Source organism: Gracilibacillus halotolerans, assembly GCF_014206945.1.
In the GTDB taxonomy this organism is placed as follows: Bacteria; Bacillota; Bacilli; order Bacillales; family Amphibacillaceae; genus Gracilibacillus; species Gracilibacillus halotolerans.
The window spans coordinates 87,521-112,123 of the sequence record NZ_JACHON010000006.1 but is presented as its reverse complement, the minus strand read 5'-3'; the positions used below and the strand labels follow the sequence as shown (position 1 = coordinate 112,123).

Genomic DNA, 24,603 nt, shown 5'->3' with positions numbered 1-24,603 from the left:
TAGCTTTAGAGACTTATTCTGAAATATATTCATCTAATTATTCACCGTAGTCCACTTGAGCATTGTCTAGCCTTATTTCTACATTTGATTCCGTCAAGCTCATAAAAATATCTTGATCTTCTTCTGTAATACCTAATAGGAATGGAACCGCACTATGAGGTTGAATGACTCCTACTCCGTTTTCATCTAGAAGTACTTCTTGACCATCAAATATATAATTGCCTTCTACATCACCTAAAGTTAAATCAAAGGAAATATTATGGATTGGTCTATTTAGACGATTTACCCCGATAAACAATACGGAAGTACTACCGTCTTCATTTTGAACGAGATCATGTGGATAAACACTAAAGTCATTAGGAATTCCAGCTTTCGGATCGGCATTAATGACATCTACTAATTGTTTGTAAATTTCATTGTTTTCTGTTGTAATACCTGCTTCCTCGTCTGCCTTTTGGACTTGTAGCTTCAGGTCTGGCATGTCTCTGCTTGCTTGGTCAAGACCGCTTCCGCCTGTATCACTGTTTTCCTCTGGTTGCTCTGTATCTACTTCCTCTACAGGTTCTTCTTCGACTTCTTCGGTACTTTCCTCTGCTTCATTATCATTATTTTCTGTCTCATTTACAGTGTCTGTAGTGTTCTCTTCTTCCGCGGGTTCATCTTCAGATCCACCACATCCAGCAATAACAAGAATCCCCGCTAACATTAGTGTCCATAATAATTTCTTCATTAAAATTCTCTCCTCACATGTTGTCTTCTTAAAATTTTCCACATAATCCCCATTATAGCTTTTTAACGTTAGGGTGTGATTACAGGAATTTTGTACTTCCATCTCGCAAATTAATGCTGGATGAAATATTCCACATTATCAATTTGACCGACAATATCTCTTGGTTCAAATACGTGGTCTCCTTCTCCTACATCTTTTACAGGTACATTTATATGCAAAATAAAGGCTTGATTATTTTTTAGGAGACCTAAAAATTCTTCATCTAACATAGCATTCATTGGAGCGAATTGTGCTTTGACATTGTCTCTCAACCCAAATTTTAACGTCATTTTAAGTGTATTTATATCTTGGTTTGTCTTATTCACAATTACCGTCGCAATTGTCATCATTTTTTTATCATGCTTATAAAAGCCTTTGGATATGATGACATGAATTTTACCTTCATCTAATCGATTTCCTTTATCCAAAAGCTCTCGTTGTACATCGTCCATTTCTCTCTGCATAGCTGGTGTTATTTGCACTTTTTGATGTGCTTTCGGTAGGATTAGCTCTATTTTTTCCATCTATTACACCCTTTTCGCTAATACTAATTTGCTAATTTCTCTATCTCGGAAGTAATCCAATTCAGTCCTTGTCTTAATCTTCCTATTAGCCCTTGATTATCTAATAACTTATTTTCTAACCGGCGTTCTTCCGTAACGAGTGCATCGAGATTATGGTCAATATCGTTAATTAGTTTTGCATACTTATCATTTACTAAATCTCGAATATATTCATCATGATAAAGACCATAATTGCTCCCTCGCCATTGCATAATGCTAATACTCAGATCTACAAGAGTCGCATCTTGCTTGTTCGTTTTAAAATCGTTTTTAAGCGATTTTAATTCTTCTTTCTTTTCCCGGACAAATTCTAATTGTTCTTCTAGCGATCGACTTTCTGCCTGACAAGACAGCACTTGTTGATGCATGCTATTGTATTGTTGCTGTAAATGTGCTCTAGTCATTTCATCCTTCCCTCCCTATTTATCCAATCAATAGGATGATGATTTTGCTGAGATCAGATTAACCTGTAAAAACCGCTTCCTTCTTTATTGCCCTGATACAGTAAATGGTCACACCTAGCAAAGAGCTTACAAATAGTACATAACCGATTACACTTAATATTTCTGCTACAAAGAGTAATTGTTCATTGAAATGCCTCGTTAGAAAGTCCGTGAAATTTTCTCTTTGGTACATCTGCAAAATGGTAAAAAACACGGACATTACGTACACAACGATTAAACCAAAGACAACTGCAAATTTATTCATCGTACGCGTAGGCGAATGTGTCCCGTAGTTTGCTAAATTTCTTACCGCAAAATTGGTATGCGATGTGCGTTTCGCTTTATTTACTAATGTAACAAATAAATGCGTAATAGAAACGATCAATAACAGGAAGAGGGAAGCAATGCCTAAAAACACATTGTATATAGATACGGCATTAATGAGCAAACTTCCAACCGTTAAAAGGACAATTGTTATCCATCTCATCCTGCTCGCCTTCCTTGTTTAAAGATAGAGATAGCCTCTCTCATTAAACGAATTACTAAGTAATAGTACAATACCAATCCTAGCACGGCTGCTATTAAACATACGATGAAAATTTGCGAAAATCGGTCATAGACGAATAAACCTAATGCATAACTCCCTACAAGCCCCATTGTACTCATAAAGATTAAAACAGCTAACATAAATATTTGTATGAATCCATATGTCTTTTTATCAGTTGCTGGCCTATTCGCATCTCGGAATTTGAATTGAAAAATAGCAAAAATTAATAGTACCAATGACCAGAGAGCAAATCCAGCATTTATCATACTTGCTAGATTTATAATTATTGAAATTGCGGCTAATACAATAAACCTTGGTAAACTCACAATAAAATACTCCTTTTTGTGAAAGTTGGTCTTGTTTTAACGTGTTCATTTCTTCGTATACATCTAATAATCGTTAACTCACCATGGAAAATCGATCGATAGCTTTGCACCAGCAATAATATTCAACTCTATTTCTATCTTATCCCAAGCAAGTTCTACTCCACCACCAACCTTACCAACACTTACACCAACATCGATATCCGTTCCAAATAAGCTTACTCCACCTTCCGCTTCGGCATGCGCTAAGGAAACAGATCCATTAAGGCCAACTCCACCTGTGTCTGCTCTTACCTTTCCATCTGCCGTTAGCACACCAGCATCTCCACTAGCATGCACATTCCAATCATCCCATCCGACTGTTAAATCAGCATCCGCTCTTGCTACACCGATATTACCGTCAGCAGTAAATCCGGTATCACTTACTTCTAAATTTGCTCCAGCATAGCCGATTTGTGCTCTTGTTGTATTATTATATAAGTCACCTTGAATCTCGGATCGCGCCTCTAATCCAGTATAATGACCTCCGACACTCATCGTATTACCGTCTACAGAATACTCATAACCATGGTCATTAGCCGATACTCCGAGCGTATGGTCGCCTAGATCTGTTACCATTCCCACTTCACTTACATAAGAATTACCTTCATGACTGCCTACCATGAATGGACTATCTATAAACTTATCCGCAAGCTCTTTTGTTTCCTCTTCGGTATACCATTCTGCCTGCTTGATTCCATCTATTTTTGTCTGTGAGAAGCCGTTGTCCGTTTTATAATTATTATCTATATCGATAATGGCATTTTTTAACTCGTTAACCCGACTTTCTAAATTCGTTAAATTATTGGAGATTCTTTCATCCTTCTGTTCTAAATTCTCTACAATTTCTCTCATCACTGTATCTGTCTGGCCAAACTTCGTTACTACTGAATCTGTGTCTGTTGCAGATACACCCGATATACCCATAATCTGAGACTCTACATTTTTCAATCTCGCTTCATGAGCTTCGAAGTCACGGAATACTTGGCGGATTCTATCTCGCTTTTCGTCTACGATACTCGTGTCTACTAATCCATCAGATGTTTCTTCATAAGCTAAAAACTCTTCTTTAATACGGGTTATCTCTTCTGAAATTTCACTAACTACGTTCATCGTCTTATTAATTAAGTATAAGTGAACCTGCCCATAATAGGAGAATACTGCCTCACCAGTGCTACCCTTCATTGCGCGACTATCGATAAAGGAGAGAACCTTTTGATAATAATCATAGAATGCATCCAACACTTGTTCTCGGTATTGTTGTGCATCTTTTTCTAACGTCGTGATATCAGAATTGGACAATCTTTTCATTTATGGTCCCTCCTCTCTCATTCAGTAAATATTCGTAAATCTGCTAATCTATTATCCTCTTCAATGAGTTTATTTTTCACAAAGTCTACTTTCTCAGTATCCTTATTACACATCTCTACATACATCGTCATCGTTTGTTCGAAGTTTACTAATATCTCCATTAGTTTATTGATACTATTTAAATTAGTTTCACTTAACTCAGTTTCGATTAGTTTTGTATCTGCTTCTATACCGGATATAGACCCATTCAAGTTATCGCGATGCTGTTCAACTTCGTGTGGTTTAACTAATACCTCTCTTCCCATTATCTCAACCTCCGTTTGAATAGTGGATTTTCGTTTCTGCCATTGTATTTTGCACACAATCAATATATTCTCGGAAGCGATCAAATCCTAGTATCTCTTCCTCAAGAAGTAACTGGGATAAATCTAAGTCTTTTACTGCAAATTGGCCATATATAAAGGAATACATGCCGGCATCGTTATCCTTAACGTACCGATACCTTTCATACACTTTGGCTTTCGCTTGTTCAAATTTATTTTTGCTCCAAATTGTGGCTAATAACGCTTGCTTATATCGCGTTTTTAGCGAAGTTTGATAAATAATACTCGCGTGATCCTTATTCACTTCTACTTGAAAGTCCTTCTTAAAAATAACCTCACCGATAATCTGTAGAAAAACATGCTCTTCCTCCAGTGAAAAACCTATACGTTCACTTCGAAATGCTAACGAGCCAATAAAGTAAGAGGTATTAGCTTGTTGACTTATTTCTTGATCTACCAATTCAGCTGCTCTTTTGTAGACGTGTTTTGCTGGGAACTTTGGCTTTTCATAGGGCATCTGCTGCTTCTCTATTTTATCCTTCACATTTATCTTATTCATATCTCCGCAAATAACTAAAACACTGTTATCCGGGTGAAAAAATGCTTGTTGAAGGGTCAGAACATCTTCAAATTGCACCTCTTCTAGATCTTGCTCGATAAGAGATACACTAAACAGTCTATTTGGAAACGCATATGCTTGGATTTCCATCATCGCTCGAAAGGAGACGTGGTCCAGGTTTTCTAAAAAAGCCCTTTTTGATGCCTTTTTTTGTTCTATAAATTCTTCTTCTTCAATGTCCTCCCATTGCAAACTTGCTAACATAATCTCTGTTATTTCCTCTACTTCTGAGACAGGAACTTCCACGAAAAGTGTTGCGGTGTCCATTGTAATAATAGATTGAAAATTTAAATCTGGACGTTTTGCTTTCATTTGGTTCTTACGGATATTCAATAAGATATTCGTAGTCCCACTGCCAACCCATTCCATGTCACCATTCTTGGCTATAATGCGATCTCCATATCCTGAACCAATGTGAAGAGAAACATATACCTTATCTCTTTCATTCGAATCAATAAACAGACATCTCAAACGGTTATGAAGTACTTGTTTTTCCAAAAGCATTCTATCACCTTCCACCTCATGTAACTTAAGCTTTTGGTAGCTTAATTTTGACAGCCTGCTCATTCTCAATAAGGTACCCTTCGCTATCTCCAAGCTGTCCTTCACGATATCCAATATTATTTACGGTAAACACGGATTGATCATTTACTTTTGATAAGGAAATCACATTTTTTATTTTCTTTATTACACTAGCATGTTGGCTAAAGCTACGAGATAACTTGTCGAAAGCATCCCCTACTACACAGAAAATCTTATATCTGTCCCCTTCTTCTAGCAGGGTAGTAAGTTTATCTATACTTTCGTCTGTCCACTCTTCATCATATCCAACACAATCTGGCATAAGTAGATAGATTGGTTGATACTCTTCTTTTGGTATGTCTTTTCTAGCCTTTAATACTTGGTATATATTATCAACCATTGATTCCTTTTCACTTGTTCCAGATAAGTAGCAATCGATATCTTCTTTATAATCCTCTAACGTACCTGCTTTGTCTTCAAAGTATATCAATTCATCAATAATACTACTATCAAGTTGTGTTTTTAATGTTTGGAATAATAGACGAAACACTTCATACGTCTTAAAAACATCAGTTGAACCAACGAAAATATGAGTAGGATTCGTAAATGTAATCGGCATAACGTCTTCGAAATCTACACCAAATGGTAATTTCCCTTCACTCAACAGAGTTGACGAATGCGGCAATTTCATAAATTCATGATAAAAGAGCACATCTGGCACAATCGGAATTGGCTTCGGTAACTCACCTTTCCATTCCTTCCTCATTTCATCTGCTTCTTGTTTCAAGTTTTCCAGCTGTTCGATTACATCTTCGCCCACAGCAGGAAGAGCAATTTGAAGAAGGGTTGGTTCTTCCAGTTTCATCAGCCCTCTTCCTGGTAACTCCTCAGCAGTTATATCCGTCTTACCGACAATAGACCTTGCCTCCGATTCATCAATCAAGTATAACGCCATCTGTAATTTAATATTAGATAATAATGGCATTCTCATAGCTGTTTGGCGTCCGGCACTAATCGCAAGGTGAATCCCAATACTTGCCCCTTCACGAGCAATCTGAGTAATAATTCGTTCTAGTTCATCGCTAAAATCTGCTTCTCTTACAGAGTCATAATTGTCGATAACGATGAGAATATTAGGCACAGTTTCTCCACTTATCTTTTCGTACATCTCGATGTCAGCTGCGCTATATTTACTTAATTTTCGCTTACGTTCTTTCACCACATTCGTAATAATGCGTATCCATTTGCCCATCTTCTCTAATTCATCCAACAGAATCGTATCCGCTACGTGTGGTAGGCCTTTTAACGGTAGTAATCCATTCGTGCCAAAATCAAGCAAGTAAACATGTAGATGGCCTGGATGATGTTGTCTTGTTAAGTCCATGACTAACGATTGTAAGAAGGTAGACTTTCCATATTGAGGACTTGCAAAGGTTACAATATGTCCATCCTCTGTTAAATCTAACGTTAGTGGGTTCTGTTCTTGTAATTCTGGCTGGTCAAGTAAACCTATGGTTGTTTGTAAATGCTCTTTAGGTTGCTGCCATGCCTCTTTAAAGGAAACAGGATGAATATTTGATAGGAAAATCTGCTCCGGTAAAGGTGGTAACCATGGTCGTGGTAAAGGTTCAATTTGTGCTGTTTGTGCATAGTCGTGTATATGCTGGATTACTGCGTCTAATTCAGTAGGAACACTTTCCACTTCCTCTTTCTTATCTAATCCACTAAGATCCTCCGAAAGAATATCGTATTGTCCCAATTCATTTATTGCATAAATGGTTGTATCCACATACTCATGTTCATTCTTATCTGGTACATAGTCTGCTCCACTCCATGCACTTTGAAATAACTCGTATATCTCATTATTTCCTACTTGAAGATACGCACGACCTGGTAACGTAATCTCTGCAGCATCCGGAGTCTTTAAAACTTCATTCGAATCACTCGCATTTTGTACCTTTAATGCCAGCTTAAATTTAGAGTTAGACCAGATTTGATCATCTACAACACCGCTTGGTTTTTGTGTCGCTAAGATCAAATGAATCCCTAATGAACGACCTATTCTCGCTGTCGATACTAGTTCTTTCATGAAATCTGGTTGCTCCGATTTCAATTCAGCAAATTCATCCGATATCAAGAATAAATGTGGCATTGCTTCCGAGACCTTACCCTGCTTATAGAGCTTCTGATACTGATTGATATGGTTCACGTCATGTTCCCCAAACAATCGTTGTCTTTTTTGCAATTCAGCTTTTATGGAAGCTAATGCTCTCATAGCCTGTGTACGATCTAGGTTCGTAATAGTTCCTAGAAGGTGCGGTAATTCTTTGAATAAATTCGCCATTCCCCCACCTTTATAATCAATAAGAAGAAATGCAACCTCGTAAGGATGGAAGTTAACAGCAAGCGATAGAATGTAAGATTGAATGATTTCTGATTTACCAGAACCTGTCGTACCAGCCACTAGCCCGTGTGGTCCATGTGCTTTTTCATGAAGGTTTAATTGAACAATGTCATCCTTACCTCTTAACCCTAATGGAACGGCCATTGTCTTATATGTTTCATTTTGTGCCCAACGACTCGCTATCTGTAAATTCTCTACCTTTTCAACATTGTACATTTCTAAAAAAGTGACACTTTCGGGTATCGAATTTTTTAAGCTTTGCAAATGGTGAAGTGGCGCTAATCCACGAGAGATGTCTTCTTTGTTAAAATGTACTGGGAAATGGTCTGGTGTGAATCTTTTATTTACCAATTCCCCTTTTTCTAGAATAATATTACCGCTCTTAGAATCACGAATATCTACAACCGTTCTAACGTGCTCTGGTAAAGATTGCATTACATCTTGAACAAATACAAGGGAAACACCTAATTCACTAGGATCTTCATTAAAGAATTCCATAATGATATGGTCTATTATTAACTTTTCTTCCGTTATGAGAATGACATAATGGGGCGAAAAGAATATTTTCTCGTTTCTATTACCTTTTTCTTCAAGGTGTTGTTTTCGCTCTTTTAATACTTGATACATAGAATGCAAAACTTGGTCTCTAGAGCGTTCATGGTAGACAAAGCCACGTACGTTCAACTCTTGTAAGCTTGCATGTGGAAGCCACCTCATCCAGTTCCAGTCTTCCTTTTCTTCCTCAGGAAAAATATTGATGAACTGTACGTCATGGTAACTATGGAATAAGGCAATTTGCATAACTAATAACTGGAGTTGTTCTCGAACAAGTTCTCGCTGGCCAATAAAGCCAAGCGGACCATTTGTCAGTGAGGTAATCACTGGAACATTCTCTAATTCATTAAAGAAAGAACGCAACTCTTTCGCTGCATCGATTAATTCATCTTCCTCTTGGGAGTATTCTTCTTCTCTAAATTCAATCTCAAAACTCGTATCTACCGTTCCTAAACCAGCACGGAACGTTAAAAAATCATGGTGATATCTTGTTTTTTCATAAATACGTGCATTAATCGTTAATACCATTTCACGAATTTCTTCTACGTCAGGATAATGATACGTGAGAGCATGTCTTTGTTCTTCTATAGCCTCGTGCAATTCTTTCGTTTTCCGTTGAATATAAGCTAGATATGTTTTTTCACGGTGAATCATATCCGCCTTATATTTTTTCACACTTTTAATATAAGAAGTAACGGAAAAAATAACGGTCGTTACTGTCATAGCTAGCATCACAATAATGTAAATCCCTCTAGGCTGTAGAAGAGATATTAACCCTAACGCTAGAATCATAACAAGCGGTGGGACAATTGTTCTTGCTAATTGTTCACTTGGCTTTGTCGGTTTTGGAGCTGGTGTGCCAATTACACGCTTATCTTCTGGTTCCCTGTAAATAATTCTTGGAGAACGATGGTAGTTCGGATAATCTGGTCCAAAGTCATTTTCTTTTACTGGAATAGCTACAAACGATGAAGAAACCGTTCTACCTGAAGGCATGATCTCTATCATTTCTCTATGAATAATAATTCCTATTCCATCAAAAAAGAGCTGGTCCCCTGCCTCTACCGCGCAATTACCTTTCGTTAAGGAATGATTTACATAAACATCTCCTTCATAGACTTCGAGTTTAAAGCAGCCATCAATGGATTCACGGAATAGAAATAGACTTGCCTTACAATTTTCTATTACTATGTCATCATAGGAATACGGACCGATAGAGAAGTAATCCTTTCCTGCTGTGTCCATCATATGTAGCTCCTGAGCATCCATTAAATAAAAATGAATAGCCTCCCCATCGGCTAACATAAGACGAATATGACTTTCTAATAGTTGGCCATTAACGAAACACGACTCCCCATCCCAATTCACCTTGATCGTTTCATAAATGGAGGGAAAGGTTATCGCATGTGATTGATGGCTACCAACCGATATTTCTTTCTGTAAACTCTTCTGTAGTCCATATTTATGAGATTGATTACCGTATGTGACCATTAGTGTTTTTAAAATCATCTCATTCTCCCTCTCTAAAAACAGAACCCCTGTAGTACTTTCAATAATTCTATCGGTACTACGTTCGATCGTTAATCTCTATTCTTCTTCATTGTTACTTTCTTCTGTCGTATTTTGCTCTATATTACTAGAGCCTGTTTGTTCTTCTATCGAACCGCCAATTTGACTATCCGTATTCTGCTCGGAATCCTCAAAGTTCATATCTTCTGGCTCTTCGCCATCGAGTTGATAATCTTCACGGTATTTGTTTAATTCTTGTTGTAGATTGTTCACCATATCATCTCGTTCAGAGCCACTTAATTTTGGGTTGTTTTTCGCTGCCTCAATTTGCTTAATTAACCCATACATAATCAATTGCGGATCATCAAGATACTTCGCTTTCTCCATTGCTTCCTCAAATTCCCCACGTCCATTATAAATCCAATAAAGTAGATAATTGCTATCACTATTTAAATTAAGATTATTTAAAATAACATCCTTATCGCTTTCAGCTAATGGCTCTGCGAGTAAGTAGGAATGAGCTAAAATGTATTTTGAAGATTTCGGCATCTTTTCCGCATTTTCACCGTTTAACGTAGTAATAACCCCATCATAATTAGAAATTAAATATTCCTCGTGCGCTTTAAGTAAGCTTTGTTGATAAGGAAGACTCACGATTCCTAAATAAATAAGCGGAGCAGCTAATAAAACCGATGCAATCATAAAAGATATGGCTAAACGCTTATATAGTGTAAATCGTTTAGTTGGTAGGAGTTGCATCGTCTTTTTCGTTTTTTTCTGTTCTGCTTGATAACTCTTTTCCAAATAATCGATTAATTCATTGATACTCTCTTTACTTCGAACCTGTCTCTCGAATTCTGTTTCCTTCGCATGGTGAATCGAACCATTGTATAACTGATCAAACGTAAACTTTTTCGATAAGAGAGCGATACTATAACATTTCAATTGCTTTAAGAATTCTTCATCCTCCATCTCAAATGGAGGTATTACGTTTCTTATTCCTCGATAAATGATGAGGGGTTGCAAATTATCATCAAAAACTACATTATCAGGATGAAGAAAGAATGTAATCCGAGATTGGAGAAGTTTTACTAATCGAGAGATATTATATAGTAACCGTAATTGTTCATGTCGATGTAATTCGCTTAACTGTTTCCAAGTAGTTAGTCCTCGATCCACTTCAAAGGAAAATTCGAACGCGTCTCCTTCTTCTTTCACAGTTAGTGGTACAAAAGATTCTCCACTTACAGCAGTAAGCATACGGGTTTGCTGAGAGTCTTTAATTTGCGTTTGCGATTTTGGTAATCGAACTACCCTCGTATCACCTTCTATTGTAAAGGTTAAGGATAGGTTTTGGAGTTCTATCTTTTTTTCTTCCATTCTGCTTACCCCTTCTTCACTCTATTCGCCTCTTTTGACAATACGGTCAGTATATCTCCATTCGTTACAGGGAAATCCGCCAATATATCATCATCGGCAAGAATCATACCTTTGGTTTTAACCTTTAAAACAGTTTGGTATTGCTCTGGATTACTTATGTGGAGGGTTTCCATTAGATCCAGCAACAGTTGTTTTATCGATATATGAACAGGAATGCGTAAGTCATAGCTCGTTTCTGCGTCAGCTTGCTCGAAATGTATGGTTACATTGATATGACTGTTTTTTTTCATGTTTCCACTCCTAACCGGTAAGTCGCTGAAATAATAAAAAGACAGCTCCACTTACAACACAAGCTAACGTCGCTAAACTAATCATTAAAATTGGTGAACTACCAGATGTGTCCTCCTCTTCCTCTGTATCAGCGGTTCTCGGAGCCACATAGTCTGCATTAAATAGTATCTTTTTTGTTTCTTCTATAGTTGCTGAGCTATTAATATCTGTAGTAAAGAGCTGTTTTTTCAAATCCTCAATCGACTCCTGGTTCTTTTCCTTCACTTGATGAATCGTAGTTGTTGTCTCTACTTTAAAAAGCTCTGGAAAACTCTTCTCCAGTTCTGTCTCTGTTTTATTACGATTAGCGTCTCTCTTTATAACTCTATCAATCTTCCAATTCATTTTTCCACTAATTTCATTACTACTATTGTTTGTCTCTGCTTTGTCTTCTGCTGATGCCAATGTTGGCATCAACAGAAGAAAGCAGGTACTTAACAAGATGGTTCTGCTTACTATCTTAAGCAACATCCGTCTCATCCTCTGTTTTTCTGTTCGCATTTCGTCGTGATACTACTAATAAGTTAGCGACAACGGCAATAAGTGTTACTAATATTAACCCTAGAACAATTAAGCCATAGTCAGCAGATGCTTGAACTGCTCGTCGCATTAATCTTTCGACATAATGTAATGGTGAGAAATCTCTCCATGCACTTACTCCTGCAATACTGTTTGAAAGAGCATCTGTTAAAAATAGGTACATACTAATAATGGATAAGAGGATAAACATTCCTATCATCTCCAGCTGTCTTAACAAGTACGTAGCAACTAAAACAGAGCTAACCATAATTAATATCATTAATAGTGTCCAAATTAGGAGACGTCCACCTTCAATTTGAAGTAAATAACCAGACACTAATCCAAGTAAAATACCTTCCATAATCCCTACTGTACCAGTAATAGCAGTCATTAACGAATTTTTGGCTACTAAGGATTGTTCTTGTTCAAAATCATCCTCTGTACGTTTTTGATTAAACGTTGAGATTCCATATCCTGTAAATAAAGCTACCAGTGCGCTAATTAAGACAAGGAAGTAAGGAGAGAAATTATTTGTTTCTATGATAACTCCTTCATTCTTTGTTTGTACTGGATTCGATAAGAAATCATATAAGTCTTCATTCTGTCTCTCACCAATACGACTGTTTGCCATTACTGTTGTAAAATTCTCTGCGAACTCTTGATCTGTCATTAATTTATTCGTCATGTTATTTGCTAGTGTTTCAGCTTGCTGAACAATACTAGAACCACTTTCTTGAATGTCATTTGCCTGCTCATCAATCCGATCGAATGTTTGGTAAACCATATCCGCTTCATTCAAATTACTTGATGCTTGTTCTTTGAGCGATTGACTCTGATGTAAGAGCGGTTGAAAACCTTCATTTAGAGACATTACCATCGTCTGTTCTTCTTCTAAATTAGATAGAATGACGCCCTGGTCCTCCGCTAAAGCCATTGCTTGATCTCGCCAAGCTGCAACATCTGTAAGCAATTGTGCAAGATTCGTATTTAGTTCTTGTGCAGCATTTCTAGTATTAACTACTTTCTCTGCTAATTGATTGGATTGTGCTAATGTTTGATCAATAAACCTTTGTTGGTCTCTTAATTTCATTTCATAATTTCTTAATGGACTTCTTATTTCTGCATGCACATCCACTATAACTTGATCAGCGATGTAGTCAGTTAGAAGCTCACCAATATCCTTTTGGAAAAGAGCATATAAAGAATCATTAGTAATCATATCTTTAAGTGGAACATCCGCTTTTACTGTTCCGCAGTCAGCAATGTCTCCGTGACATGATAGAGAAACTCCAAAATAAGCTTCATATGTGGAAAGTAGTTTTTGGTATGGCGCAACAGTGTCTTCCACTACTTTCACTAAATCTTCTGTCGCCTCGTCAATCATCGGTGACGTTACTTTATGATGAATATAATGATGATGGTGGTGATGATGAATATCCTTTTCTACAATAACCTCTAAGAGTGGAGGAGTACTATCTTCTTCTCCGCCATTGTCTCCTTCGTTATCATCACCGTCACCAGGTGTTTCTTCCCCAGTCCCTTCACCATCGCCAGCATTATCTTCACCGTCTCCTGAATTTCCTCCATCTTCACTTGGAGTCTCATCACTAGGATTCTCTGGTGTATCGCCATCTGTAGGTTGTGTTTCTCCATCTACAGGTGTTTCATTTTCAGGTGCTTCGTCTGTATTTTCACCCTTAGTACTTTCCTCATCCTCTACAGGAGTTCCTTCTTCATTTGGTTGATCGTTTGCATCTCCATCGTTACCTTCTTCCGTTACATTAGAAGAGTCTCCACCTGAAGTAGCTTGGGTAGTAGCTATCGTTGGCAAGTTACCCTTATTCTCTTCTCGTGGTGGATTGATGTCGTTTTCCTTGTCCTCATCATCTTCTTCATCCTCAGGTACTGGCTCCAATTGCTGTAGCTTCCATTCCCATTGCTTCATTTCATAAATATCAATCGGTTGATCCAAATAATCTTCTTTCAGCTTTAATGTTAAGGAAATGGTGAATAATCCATGAGGGTATTCTGATAGATCGATTGTTTCATTTTCTTGATAATCTCTATAGACTCTTTCTTCATCATTAATCTTAATGGAAACAAGATCGATGTTGAAGCCTTCTGGTATGTTTAAGATTTGTAGCTGTCTCATTGGTTCCTCTAACTCTGACTCTGGAAGCTCTACCGTATCTGTCATCGTATAACCATTCTTATAAAGGTTCTCTTTTAGCTCATCAATGTACTCTGGTAAAATGACATCATCGTTTCTAGGCCATACATTTCTAAATTCTTCATTGTATTTCCTAGTAACATCGATAACGTTATTAATTTCTCTCGTCATGTTAGGAGAGAGATAGCTATCATCGAATAATTCCTTATTAAGAGTCGGAAGATTCGCTATAAGCTGTTCGATTCTTTCCTGACCTCTCTTTTGTTGAGATTCTAATAAGAGTGTTACTTGGTCTTGACCATCGAACGCTTCTTCTACCATTACAGCTAGACGTTCTCTAATCCCCTGATTAATCAATTCTATATCAAAGGCTTCCTCATCTTGTTTTAAAGCCTCTAAAGCCTCATTAAGACGATGTTGCAAAACATTGGAATGGAAGGCAATATTATTAAGTTGCTCGCCTTCTTCTTCACTCTTTTGAAATTGAAAGTTAATAAACGTATTAAAATCTTCTAAATTACTAAGTGTGTTATTCACATCTTGATGGTTTAAAACGGATTGAAAGGCGCCTAACTTCTCAGCAAAATCTTGATTCATAACACTGTTAGATTGTTTTGTATCTTGTACATCCCCAATATTTGATTGATATTGGTCGAAACTGTCTATTTGTTCGGTTAAAGTTGATTCATAAGAATCTAGTGTGTTTTCAAAACCACTAAAGCTATCCTTTGATAATTCAGTATTACTTTTGATTAGACCGAATTGGCCAGTATATCCTGATAGCGGATCGTGAACGGAACTTCTGTAAGTATTCGTCAATCCTTCGTAGTCTTCTACAATTTTCGCCACGTTATCCTGGGCATTTTGTAAGTTTCCAATAATACTAGCAAAATACACATCAATAATTCTTCTATTAAAATCGTTTAATATAGTACTTGCCGTTTCCTCAGCTTGTGCTCTCACCGCTTCACTATCTGCAGCATTGATTTTATAGGTAAGCTCTACTTGTTCAGGTGTATCGGAATCAATCGATAAAGCTTTTCTAGTAAAATCCTTAGGGATAATGATCATCATGTCGTATGTATTATTTTGTAGCCCGTTTTCTGCCACACCTCTACTTACAACAAACCATTCATGATTATAATTATGATTTAGACTTTGGACAAACGTATTACCAAAATCTAATTGTTCATCATTAAAAATCGCCCCTTCGTCTTCATTTACAAGCGCGATTGACATATCATTATTCGTTTGCTCTACTGTAGATGTAGTTGGCTGGTCCAACGATAGATAAGATAAACCGAGTATTAGTCCGAATATAAACAACAAAAATAATGGCAATTTAATGAATGTCTTCTTCATTTTTCATCTCCTACAATTCTCACATCTATTCTTACGTAATAAATAAGGGATAAGAATAAAAAGGGCAGTATAAATAGATAGGCTACACAATACAAATCATCGTGTAGCCCATACATTAGCACTAATGCAAAACACTTCGGATTGCATATGTTTTCTAAAATTTCTTAGCGTAAACCAAAGTTTTGAGAAAGTGCTTCGTCTTGTTCTTGCATTGCTTGAGCTGTTTTTTCAAGCTGTACTTGAATTTCTTGAAGTAGTTGTGAGAAGTTCTCCACTTTTGGTGTCAATTCTCTAAACTGATCATCAAAGCGTTCAAATGCGCGACCTTCCCACTCACCGCGTAGCTGGTCTTGTAGATTCGTTAATTTGTTTAATACATCAACAATTTGATCAGATCCTTGACCATAAACTTTGGCTCTTGCTTTAAGTTCTTCAGGCGACATACGAATTTGTCCTGCCATAAATTTCATCTCCCTTTTACAATTGTTTAGGTTGTTTAAAGCTTTCTTAACTTAGATTAGAAGATTTCAGTTACCAAAGTCAACCAATTTTCTAGCTTTTCTAAAAAACAGAACTATCTTACCAACTATTGATATGACGCTGTTTTTAAGTCTTTTAATCTAAGACTTTCAATCTATCTGTTGGAAGATTTCTATACTTCCATTCAGAAGAAGTGGTTATAGCCTTTTTCTATGTCTATTTATCATTGATAATAGTTCTTTATTACCTAATATTTTACTAGTTTTAAAAATGGTATAAATCTAGGTACCGCGAAATGCATAATTCGAAGGGAGCATTGAGTGATTTGTACTACTCCCACTATTGCTTTAACTTTCCATTTTGCTAAAAACTAATGTGCAAATCAAAGCCTTTGCTGTCACTGGCTTTTTCCTTGATGTTCACCGTTCTCTTTTTACAATATATGACTTTCCGTTTATTAAAACATCCATTTACACAGTCAAAAATTCTTAATCATATTTACTCATCAATCAATATTACTATGTTATTTGTTACGTTCCGTTACTTTATTCTCATTTTTTTACATAATTTCAAAATTGTATTGAGTAATCTATTTAACTTGATTACTATTAGTATGAACTTGGGCAGTAATGGATGATTATTCGGCACATAATGCTCAGTTCTATCATTATAAGGAAGGGAGTTTTGTTTACTATTTCATATTTTCATAAGATAAAGGAGGTTACGAATTTGCGAAAAGGAAATCGTGTTAAATCTTTGATGGTCTGGGCTATCATCCTTCTTCTAGCTAGCTCTATTTTCTCCCCAATTTTGACTGCACAGACCATAGAAGATACTTTAAATGAAGAAAACTCTGAACAACTAGAAAATAACCCACCAACAGATATTCCTTCCACACCATCCAATACACCGCAAGATGAACCACCATTAGATAAAGAACCAACAGCCGAAGAGGAACTAGGAAACACGTCTGAACAGGAAGTAGATTTGGAAAAGGAACCCAAGCTAGAGGATAATCCTGAAAATGGAGTCAATTCAGAAACTACTTCTGAAAATGATGAAAACACAGACACTGAAAACGAAATTGTCGAGGAACAAGAGAGTGTTGCGGAGAGTGAAAATCAAAGTGAAGAGTCCAGTGATTCAGAAAACGCTTCAGAGGAAAGCGTCGATGAATCTTCCACTTCTGAACCAGACACAGCTATCCAAAATGAAACAAATGAACCTATTGTAGATGAAATCGAATTAAACGGTAACTTTTACTCGCCAAATGGTGATGGGTATATCGACGAACTACAATTAAAAACGATTTTAAACCGCGATGCTACATTCGGTGTGTATATTGCTGACTTAGCAAGCGGCTCATACATCGGGTATATAGAGGATTTCAATGATTATCCTGCTGGTGAACATACATTTACAATAGGTGATACGTACACCTCTTTGAGTGGTACCAAGCAACAGTTAGATGAAGGTATCTATCGAATTTTTCTATTGGATGAGGATGCTAAGCATATCGGATACTCTGGTATCTTCTTTGCAAAAACAACTGAAACCAATTTTGAATTTGATCCGATCGAAGAAACCATCCAGCAACAACAATATCAAGTCACTGGTAATGTATACGATAAAATTGTAGATCTTAATCGGCAGCTAGGAGAATTAATAAGTGGCCGATTTAGAGTAGATGATTTATTTGAAGCAGAATACACATTAACTCGACCAAATGGTAATAAAGTGTCGGATGACGTATTTATTAAAGAAGACGGGACATTCGAAATAAATTTATATTACTTAACTACAGGTGAACACACAATTACATTAAAAATGAATGATATCCTAGGTAATGAAGGTGTTGAAAAAACGATGACCTTCCAGGTAGATTATGTACCACCTGAGGCATCGTCAGTAATTAAAAATCCTTCGCTTACTAACGATGTTATTAGTGATGAAAAACCCGGATCTAGTCTAACTGTTAATCTAGAGGAAAGTGTAACCGTTACAGGGATAATTGTTGACGAATTGGATCCTACCGCTGGAAATCTAAATGATGGTACTCTTGGATCTTGGCCTGAATGGTCCCAGTTTCCATCTGGACCAGGAGAACATAAATTTAGTATTTCTCTAGCTTATACTCCTTGGCACTGGAATTCTGGAATATTACCTTCCTTATCAGAAGGGATATATACTGTTGAACTAGGAGCAACGACAGACGAGGTTTCCTATACAGGCACTGTGGAAACAGGACCATTATTTGTGAAAAAATCTCCAGCTGAAATTAATTTAAACTCTTTCGATGAAACAATAGACTCATCAAATGTAGAGTTTTCTGGTTCTATCACTGACAAATTTGTTGAGTGGGGACCTTTAGTGGAGGACATTTATGGGATTAACTATGATGTGAATGATTATCTATTCGTCCCATATGAACTCACAAACAATACAACGGAAACAATAACGGAAGCAGAACTTGCTACACTTAACCAAGATGGGACGTTCACTATCCGCTTAAAGGATTTAACGCCCGGTGATTATACATTGGTTATTAATGCAAGAGATAAAGGCGAGAATTCCAATGTTGTAGAAGAAATAGATTTTACAGTAGAAGATACAGCAGAGACGCCGATAGAATTAGTTTTAGATCCTTCTGAAATTGAGGAAACCGAAGAATCTGTTATAGTGACGATTAACATTGATAGTGAAGCGGAGATTGAAGCTTTAAAATGGCTTCCAGGTAACCAACCAGTAGAAGCATTTAGAGTCGAAAATGGAACGAACCTATTTGCTGCCGCTCAACTACTAGCACCCCCGCCAGGAGGATATGTGATTGATATTAATAACCCATCCTTCGAAGTAACAGAGAATGGGGACTATACGGTTTATGCAAGGGATGTAAATGGAAATGAAATTACAGAGGTTATCACGATAGATAATATTATTGCAGAGCCGGGTGAGCCAGGAGAGCCTGAGGAGCCTGTTGATCCAGAAGATCCGACTGATCCTGAAGATCCAACCGACCCTGAAGATCCAACCGACCCTGAAGATCCAACCGACCCTGAAGATCCGACCGACCCTGAGGACCCGACTGATCCTGAAGATCCAACCGACCCTGAGGACCCGACTGATCCTGAAGATCCGACTGACCCAGAAGATCCAACCGATCCTGAAGATCCAACCGACCCTGAGGACCCGGCTGATCCAGAAAATCCGGCCGACCCTGAGGATCCTGTTGATTCAGAAGATCCCGCTGAGCCAGGGGACTCCGACGAAGAGCCTGAAAGTTCAGAAGGAGCAGAGGATTCCGATGAATCTGATTCAGATGAAACAGATGAAAATGAGGACGAAACTGCTGAAGAAACAAACACGAGTGATGATGGAGATTCCAACGATGATTCAAGTGAGAGTAGTGCATCATCAGATAATGAACTGCCTAACACCGCTACACAAACATATAATCTTTTATTAATGGGTGGAGGTTTATTATTAGTTAGTTCCTTACTTGGGTTTGTTGGCTTTAAACGAAAAAAATCTACTCAAGCAAAGTAGATAAGATAAGTCATTGATTTATAATAGATATGGATCCATCCCTTCGTGGGAGTGGATCCATTTTTTTTGCTAAAGCTTTCTATTAAAATAACATCGTATGTTATTGAACATCATAACCTTGTTCCTCGATGGCCTCTTTGAGTGCTTGTTCGTTTACTTTTGCTTCATCAAACGTTACGTTTACTTTTCCAGTCGCTACGTTTGCTTCTGCTTCCTCTACTCCGTCTAATTTATTCAAGGCTCCTTCAACAGACGCTTTACAATGGCCACATGACATGCCTTGTACATCTAATGTTTTTTCCATGCTACTCACCTCCTTTAAATGAAGTGTCATATTCTATATTTTAACTCGTTTTAATCGTAATGCATTCGTTACAACACTAACAGAACTTAGTGCCATTGCTGCGCCCGCAATCCAAGGAGCTAACAAACCAATCGCAGCTATTGGAATCCCCGCTGTATTATACCCAAATGCCCAAAATAGATTTTGACGGATGTTTCGTATGGTGGCATGACTCATTTTGATAGCCTTTGGTAACAGTAACAATTCTCCACCTAGAATCGTTACATCTGCTGCTTCAATCGCTACTTCTGTTCCTGTGCCAATCGCAATACCAACATCTGCAACAACAAGTGCTGGAGCATCATTAACACCATCACCAACCATCGCAACTTTTTTCCCTTGCAACTGAATTTCCTTCACTTTGTCTGCTTTTTCCTCAGGAAGCACTTGGGCAACCACATGATTAATACCAACCTGACTCGCAATTGCTTGTGCTGTTCTTTCGTTATCTCCTGTTAGCATCACTACGTCAATACCTAAGTCTTTCAATTGCTGAATTGCTTCTTGTGCTGTTTCTTTTATTGTATCCGCAACTGCAACAATGCCACGGTATTCTCCATTAATAGCGATAATCATTGCTGTTTTACCTTCTATTTCAAACTGCTTTAAATCCGGTTCAACAGCCTCGATAGAAATCTGATGATCCTTCATTAACTTACGATTACCAATTAGTACCTGCTTGTTATCAATTGTAGCTTTAATACCATGACCAGGTATCGCATCAAACTCGTCTATTTCTAATAAGTAAATAGAATGATTCTTACCATAAGTGACAATAGCATCTGCCAAAGGATGCTCTGAATACTTTTCTGCGCTAACTAATAACTGTAATGCTTCATCATCACCTATATAGTCCGTTACTTCTGGTTTTCCTTTTGTAATTGTTCCTGTTTTATCGAGCACAATCGTATCAATTTCATGGGTTTTCTCTAGATGTTCTCCACCCTTAAACAAAATACCACTTTCTGCCGCTCGTCCTGTACCAACCATAATCGATGTTGGTGTTGCCAAGCCTAATGCACATGGACATGCAATGACTAATACAGCAATAGAAGCTATTAAGGCCGGTTCAAATTGGCCAGGCTGTACAAATGAAATCCATACAATAAATGTAACAATAGAAATTCCGACTACAATAGGAACGAAATAGCTTGAAATGACATCCGCTAATCGTTGAATCGAAGCCTTGGAACCTTGAGCTTCTTCTACTATTTTTATAATGGAAGCTAGGGCAGTATCTTTCCCTACTTTTGTAGCTTCCATTTCAATTGAACCGTTTTGGTTAATCGTTGAACCAATAATTGTGTCCCCTGTATTTTTTTCAATGGGTATCGATTCTCCAGTAAGCATTGATTCGTCGATAGAAGTCCTACCTTTAGACACAATACCATCAACAGGTATTTTTTCACCTGGCTTCACAATTAAACGATCCCCTACTACTACTTCTTCTATAGGAAGCATTATTTCCTCACCGTCTCTTATTACACGAGCTTCCTTTGCTTGCAAATGGAGTAGCTTAGATATCGCATTTGTAGTTTGTGTTTTGGCTCTAGTTTCTAAATATTTACCAAATAAGATAAGTGTAATAAGAATAGCACTCGTTTCAAAGTATAGGTGCGGGTTATAAGCTGGGTTGCCTATTGTTTTCAAACCCTCATATAAACTATAAAAATAGGCAGCACTTGTACCTACAGCAACAAGAACATCCATATTTGCTCCGCCATTACGGAGGTTTTTATATGCTCCTACGTAAAATTGCCATCCAATAATAAATTGAACTGGAGTTGCTAACGCAAACTGAAACCACGGATTCATAAATATAGCTGGTATGTCCATATTAAATAAATGTACAAGCATAGTTACTAATAATGGTGCAGATAATAGGGCGGAAATAATTAATTTTGTCTTCATATGCTGTAATTGCTTTTCTTTAGAGGATTGTTTTTCCTCCATCTCCGCCTTAGGTTTTGCATCATAACCAATATCTTTTATTTTCTTAATTAGATTGCTCTCACCTACTACACTTGGATTGTATTCGATTATAGCGCTCTCGGTTGTTAAATTAACAGCCGCTTCCTTCACACCTTCTTGTTTATTTAAAACTTTTTCGATTCGAGTGGAACAGGCAGCACACGTCATTCCAGTAATATCTAACTCTGCTTTTTCTGTGAGGACGCCATAACCCATATTTTCAATTTTTTCTGTAATCGTATCTAGTCCCGCTTTTTCGGAATCATACTCGATTGTTGCTTTCTCTGTTGTTAAATTTACTTGTGCTTCTACTCCGTCCATTTTATTGAGTACTTTCTCAATTCGAGTGGAACAAGCCGCACAGGTCATCCCTGTTACACCAATTGTTGTTTGGTTTTTCGCACTCATAGTTAGACCTCCTTATTTGGAGAATTGTTTTAAGACAGTTAAAAGTTCATCTATTGTCTCATTTCCTTCACCGGAATTGATCGCATCTTTAACACAATGTTTAATATGTCGTTCCGTTACGCTAAATCCTACTTGTTGTAATGCAGACTGAATCGCGCGAATTTGTACAAGTATATCCATACAGTAACGGTCTTCTTCAACCATTTTTTGAATGCCTCTAACTTGGCCTTCTACTCGTTTTAGTCGATTAATAACTGCTTGTTTTTCATCGGCCGTTCGTGGCTTAATAGGCTGATCATGTAAGAAGTCACCCATCGTTATCACTTCCTTCGTTTTATACTTATACTATACCCCCCTATAGTATATAAGTCAAAACATAAGTTTTATTTATCTCCTATTATTTTCAAAAAAAACTTTTTCCATTATGGAAAAAGTCTCTCATTAAGGAAGCCAGCCTTTATCTTTGGCAATCGCAATCGCTTCAATTTTATTTTTCACTTGTAGCTTTTGAAGTATTTCAGATATATAGTTACGGACCGTCCCGGATGATAGGAATAGACTCTCAGCGATTTCTTTTCCTGTCATACCTTCTGATGCCAATGCTAATATTTCTTGTTCTCTTTCAGTAAGTGGATTATCCTCCTCATAAGAACTTATAATAAGTTCGGAAGCATATTCACGCTTTCCAGCCATCACTCGCCTTATCGATTCTGCAAGTTCTTCAATCGAACCATCTTTTAAAAGATAACCGTACACACCTGCCTTCACAGCTCTTTCGAAATACCCTGGTCTCGCAAAAGTGGTTAAAATAATTACTCTACATGAGGAACCAATCTTTTTTAATTCCTCTGCCACTTCTAGCCCACTTTTGATTGGCATTTCTATATCCATTAAACAAATGTCAGGTTGTTTCTCCTGAATGAGGTGAATCGTGTCTTCTCCATTCTCTGCTTCGCCTACAATTTCCATATCTTCTTCGAAATCAAGTAAGGTACTCAATGCTCCACGTAGTATACGTTGATCTTCTGCGATAACGATTCTAATCATAAAACCATCTCCACTTGTTTCAGGACCATTGGTATCGTAAACTTCAATGTTGTTCCTTCCTTAGAGCTAACGATGGCTAATTGACCCTCTATTAAAGAAAGTCTCTCCTTCATTCCTTGAATGCCATTACCATTGTTTTCTTTCATATGCATGCCAATTCCGTTGTCTTCTACAGTAATATAAATGTAACCCTTTCTGTTCTGTATCTCGACAGAGCAAGAGGTTGCTTGACTATGCTTTACGATATTCGTCCCTGCTTCTTTTAAACACATGCTCATAATATTTTGTTGAACAGATGAAGTTTCGGATATATCTTCCTGCTGGGTTACTTCTAACTTAATATCTGCTGCTTGCAATATCTGTTCCATATGCATTAACCCTTCCTCAATTGGAACGGCTCTCATATTTGATACTAGTTCACGTACTTGTCGAAGAGCTGTACGAGAGGTTTGTTCAATCCCCTTCGCCTCTTCTCTCGCTCGATCTGGCTGTTTTTCAACTAGCCGTTGGACTAGCTGGCTTTGTAACGTGATAAGTGAGAGTGTGTGACCTAATGTGTCGTGTAAGTCTCGGGCAATTCTCACTCTTTCCTCCCTTTTTACTAATTGCCGAATTTGCTCATTCGCTTGTTCCAACTCTTCTTCTAACGCCATACGTGCATTCATCGAGCGTATTCCGTAAGGGGAAATAAGCATAATTATTAAAAATGGTAGTAAGAATAAAATATTCATAAACGAGTGCATAATTCCTAATAAGATAGTAGGTAGCGCTAATGTAATAGCAAATGTTATAAGCGCTATCTTAAAATGCTTTTTCTCTTCGTAATAACCGATAAAATGCGCAGGGAAAAAGCCTAAAAATAAATGATAAGGATTATAAGCAATGCTTAGCGCAATAATAATACCCAGTTGAATACCTAACCAAACAGAATATTTTTTATTAGTCGGAAGCCAGTATAACTGTCGATAACTAATAAAGAAAAGAAGTATGAGAGCATAACCGACGAATGCTTTTACCCCTGTTTCTAAAGATACGTAATAAATAGGCATTGCTAAATAAACTAAGAACACGTACGGTAAAAAGCCATATCTCTCAGGAAAGAGTTGAAAATTTCTCACTA

Annotated in this window: 20 protein-coding genes; 1 reads left to right on the top strand and 19 read right to left on the bottom strand. The window is 37.3% G+C overall.

From position 1 onward, the window contains the following. Positions 1-37 precede the first annotated feature (37 nt). From GGQ92_RS08810 to GGQ92_RS08745, 14 genes are all read right to left on the bottom strand, one after another. Positions 38-730, bottom strand: a complete 693-nt coding sequence (locus GGQ92_RS08810; protein WP_184247288.1) for a hypothetical protein — start codon at positions 728-730, stop codon at positions 38-40. A gap of 110 nt (positions 731-840) precedes the next feature. After that, entirely contained in the window at positions 841-1,293 is a 453-nt protein-coding gene (locus GGQ92_RS08805) for a hypothetical protein (protein ID WP_184247286.1), read from the bottom strand. A 23-nt stretch (positions 1,294-1,316) separates the two neighbouring features. After that, the gene (locus tag GGQ92_RS08800; RefSeq protein WP_184247284.1) at positions 1,317-1,736 is read right to left on the bottom strand and encodes a DUF5082 family protein; all 420 of its coding nucleotides are present in this window, start codon (positions 1,734-1,736) and stop codon (positions 1,317-1,319) included. Between the two features lie 58 nt (positions 1,737-1,794). After that, a complete protein-coding gene (locus GGQ92_RS08795; RefSeq protein ID WP_184247281.1) occupies positions 1,795-2,262 on the bottom strand; it encodes a hypothetical protein in 468 nt (155 codons plus the stop codon). Beyond that, positions 2,259-2,648, bottom strand: a complete 390-nt coding sequence (locus GGQ92_RS08790) for a hypothetical protein (RefSeq protein WP_184247278.1) — start codon at positions 2,646-2,648, stop codon at positions 2,259-2,261. The genes GGQ92_RS08795 and GGQ92_RS08790 overlap by 4 nt, the downstream gene beginning before the upstream one ends. A 78-nt stretch (positions 2,649-2,726) precedes the next feature. After that, positions 2,727-3,995, bottom strand: a complete 1,269-nt coding sequence (locus tag GGQ92_RS08785) for a T7SS effector LXG polymorphic toxin (protein ID WP_184247275.1) — start codon at positions 3,993-3,995, stop codon at positions 2,727-2,729. 17 nt (positions 3,996-4,012) lie between these two features. Then, positions 4,013-4,300: a DUF5344 family protein gene (locus GGQ92_RS08780; protein ID WP_184247272.1), complete on the bottom strand. Its 288-nt coding sequence runs from the start codon at positions 4,298-4,300 to the stop codon at positions 4,013-4,015. Between the two features lie 4 nt (positions 4,301-4,304). After that, positions 4,305-5,441 carry a peptidase M16 family protein gene (locus GGQ92_RS08775; RefSeq protein ID WP_184247269.1) on the bottom strand — a complete coding sequence of 379 codons (1,137 nt, stop codon included), beginning with the start codon at positions 5,439-5,441 and terminating at the stop codon, positions 4,305-4,307. A gap of 25 nt (positions 5,442-5,466) precedes the next feature. Beyond that, positions 5,467-9,924, bottom strand: coding sequence for a type VII secretion protein EssC (gene essC / locus GGQ92_RS08770; RefSeq protein ID WP_425486394.1), 4,458 nt, complete (start codon positions 9,922-9,924; stop codon positions 5,467-5,469). 81 nt (positions 9,925-10,005) lie between these two features. After that, entirely contained in the window at positions 10,006-11,307 is a 1,302-nt protein-coding gene (gene essB / locus GGQ92_RS08765) for a type VII secretion protein EssB (RefSeq protein WP_184247263.1), read from the bottom strand. 5 nt (positions 11,308-11,312) lie between these two features. Further along, positions 11,313-11,597 (bottom strand): EsaB/YukD family protein, encoded by a 285-nt coding sequence (locus GGQ92_RS08760; RefSeq protein ID WP_184247260.1) that lies wholly within the window; start codon positions 11,595-11,597, stop codon positions 11,313-11,315. Positions 11,598-11,607: 10 nt separating this feature from the next. After that, positions 11,608-12,108, bottom strand: coding sequence for a type VII secretion protein EssA (gene essA / locus GGQ92_RS08755; protein WP_184247257.1), 501 nt, complete (start codon positions 12,106-12,108; stop codon positions 11,608-11,610). Then, on the bottom strand, positions 12,098-15,688 hold the full coding sequence (gene esaA / locus GGQ92_RS08750) for a type VII secretion protein EsaA (RefSeq protein WP_184247255.1): 3,591 nt from the start codon (positions 15,686-15,688) through the stop codon (positions 12,098-12,100). Before esaA ends, essA begins: the two co-directional genes overlap by 11 nt. Before the next feature lie 164 nt (positions 15,689-15,852). Beyond that, complete coding sequence (locus GGQ92_RS08745) at positions 15,853-16,149, bottom strand: WXG100 family type VII secretion target (protein ID WP_184247252.1); 297 nt, start codon at positions 16,147-16,149, stop codon at positions 15,853-15,855. A 748-nt stretch (positions 16,150-16,897) separates the two neighbouring features. Between GGQ92_RS08745 and GGQ92_RS08740 the strand changes: the two genes are divergently transcribed. Then, on the top strand, positions 16,898-19,714 hold the full coding sequence (locus tag GGQ92_RS08740; RefSeq protein ID WP_184247249.1) for an LPXTG cell wall anchor domain-containing protein: 2,817 nt from the start codon (positions 16,898-16,900) through the stop codon (positions 19,712-19,714). Positions 19,715-19,814: 100 nt separating this feature from the next. Here GGQ92_RS08740 and copZ read toward each other — a convergent pair whose 3' ends face one another. The 5 genes from copZ to GGQ92_RS08715 form a co-directional block, all read right to left on the bottom strand. Further along, positions 19,815-20,018 (bottom strand): copper chaperone CopZ, encoded by a 204-nt coding sequence (copZ, locus tag GGQ92_RS08735; protein WP_184247246.1) that lies wholly within the window; start codon positions 20,016-20,018, stop codon positions 19,815-19,817. A 33-nt stretch (positions 20,019-20,051) separates the two neighbouring features. Next, positions 20,052-22,436, bottom strand: a complete 2,385-nt coding sequence (locus GGQ92_RS08730) for a heavy metal translocating P-type ATPase (RefSeq protein WP_184247243.1) — start codon at positions 22,434-22,436, stop codon at positions 20,052-20,054. 12 nt (positions 22,437-22,448) lie between these two features. Further along, a complete protein-coding gene (locus GGQ92_RS08725) occupies positions 22,449-22,751 on the bottom strand; it encodes a metal-sensing transcriptional repressor (protein WP_184247239.1) in 303 nt (100 codons plus the stop codon). Between the two features lie 126 nt (positions 22,752-22,877). Beyond that, positions 22,878-23,483 carry a response regulator transcription factor gene (locus GGQ92_RS08720; RefSeq protein ID WP_184247236.1) on the bottom strand — a complete coding sequence of 202 codons (606 nt, stop codon included), beginning with the start codon at positions 23,481-23,483 and terminating at the stop codon, positions 22,878-22,880. Beyond that, a complete protein-coding gene (locus GGQ92_RS08715; protein ID WP_343068801.1) occupies positions 23,480-24,601 on the bottom strand; it encodes a sensor histidine kinase in 1,122 nt (373 codons plus the stop codon). The genes GGQ92_RS08720 and GGQ92_RS08715 overlap by 4 nt, the downstream gene beginning before the upstream one ends. Positions 24,602-24,603 lie beyond the last annotated feature (2 nt).

Coding starts and splice junctions, on each gene's coding strand:
- GGQ92_RS08810 (WP_184247288.1), bottom strand. CDS start 730: ATGAAGAAATTATTATGGACACTAATGTTAGCGGGGATTCTTGTTATT.
- GGQ92_RS08805 (WP_184247286.1), bottom strand. CDS start 1,293: ATGGAAAAAATAGAGCTAATCCTACCGAAAGCACATCAAAAAGTGCAA.
- GGQ92_RS08800 (WP_184247284.1), bottom strand. CDS start 1,736: ATGACTAGAGCACATTTACAGCAACAATACAATAGCATGCATCAACAA.
- GGQ92_RS08795 (WP_184247281.1), bottom strand. CDS start 2,262: ATGAGATGGATAACAATTGTCCTTTTAACGGTTGGAAGTTTGCTCATT.
- GGQ92_RS08785 (WP_184247275.1), bottom strand. CDS start 3,995: ATGAAAAGATTGTCCAATTCTGATATCACGACGTTAGAAAAAGATGCA.
- GGQ92_RS08780 (WP_184247272.1), bottom strand. CDS start 4,300: ATGGGAAGAGAGGTATTAGTTAAACCACACGAAGTTGAACAGCATCGC.
- GGQ92_RS08775 (WP_184247269.1), bottom strand. CDS start 5,441: ATGCTTTTGGAAAAACAAGTACTTCATAACCGTTTGAGATGTCTGTTT.
- essB (WP_184247263.1), bottom strand. CDS start 11,307: ATGGAAGAAAAAAAGATAGAACTCCAAAACCTATCCTTAACCTTTACA.
- GGQ92_RS08760 (WP_184247260.1), bottom strand. CDS start 11,597: ATGAAAAAAAACAGTCATATCAATGTAACCATACATTTCGAGCAAGCT.
- essA (WP_184247257.1), bottom strand. CDS start 12,108: ATGTTGCTTAAGATAGTAAGCAGAACCATCTTGTTAAGTACCTGCTTT.
- esaA (WP_184247255.1), bottom strand. CDS start 15,688: ATGAAGAAGACATTCATTAAATTGCCATTATTTTTGTTGTTTATATTC.
- GGQ92_RS08745 (WP_184247252.1), bottom strand. CDS start 16,149: ATGGCAGGACAAATTCGTATGTCGCCTGAAGAACTTAAAGCAAGAGCC.
- copZ (WP_184247246.1), bottom strand. CDS start 20,018: ATGGAAAAAACATTAGATGTACAAGGCATGTCATGTGGCCATTGTAAA.
- GGQ92_RS08730 (WP_184247243.1), bottom strand. CDS start 22,436: ATGAGTGCGAAAAACCAAACAACAATTGGTGTAACAGGGATGACCTGT.
- GGQ92_RS08725 (WP_184247239.1), bottom strand. CDS start 22,751: ATGGGTGACTTCTTACATGATCAGCCTATTAAGCCACGAACGGCCGAT.
- GGQ92_RS08720 (WP_184247236.1), bottom strand. CDS start 23,483: ATGATTAGAATCGTTATCGCAGAAGATCAACGTATACTACGTGGAGCA.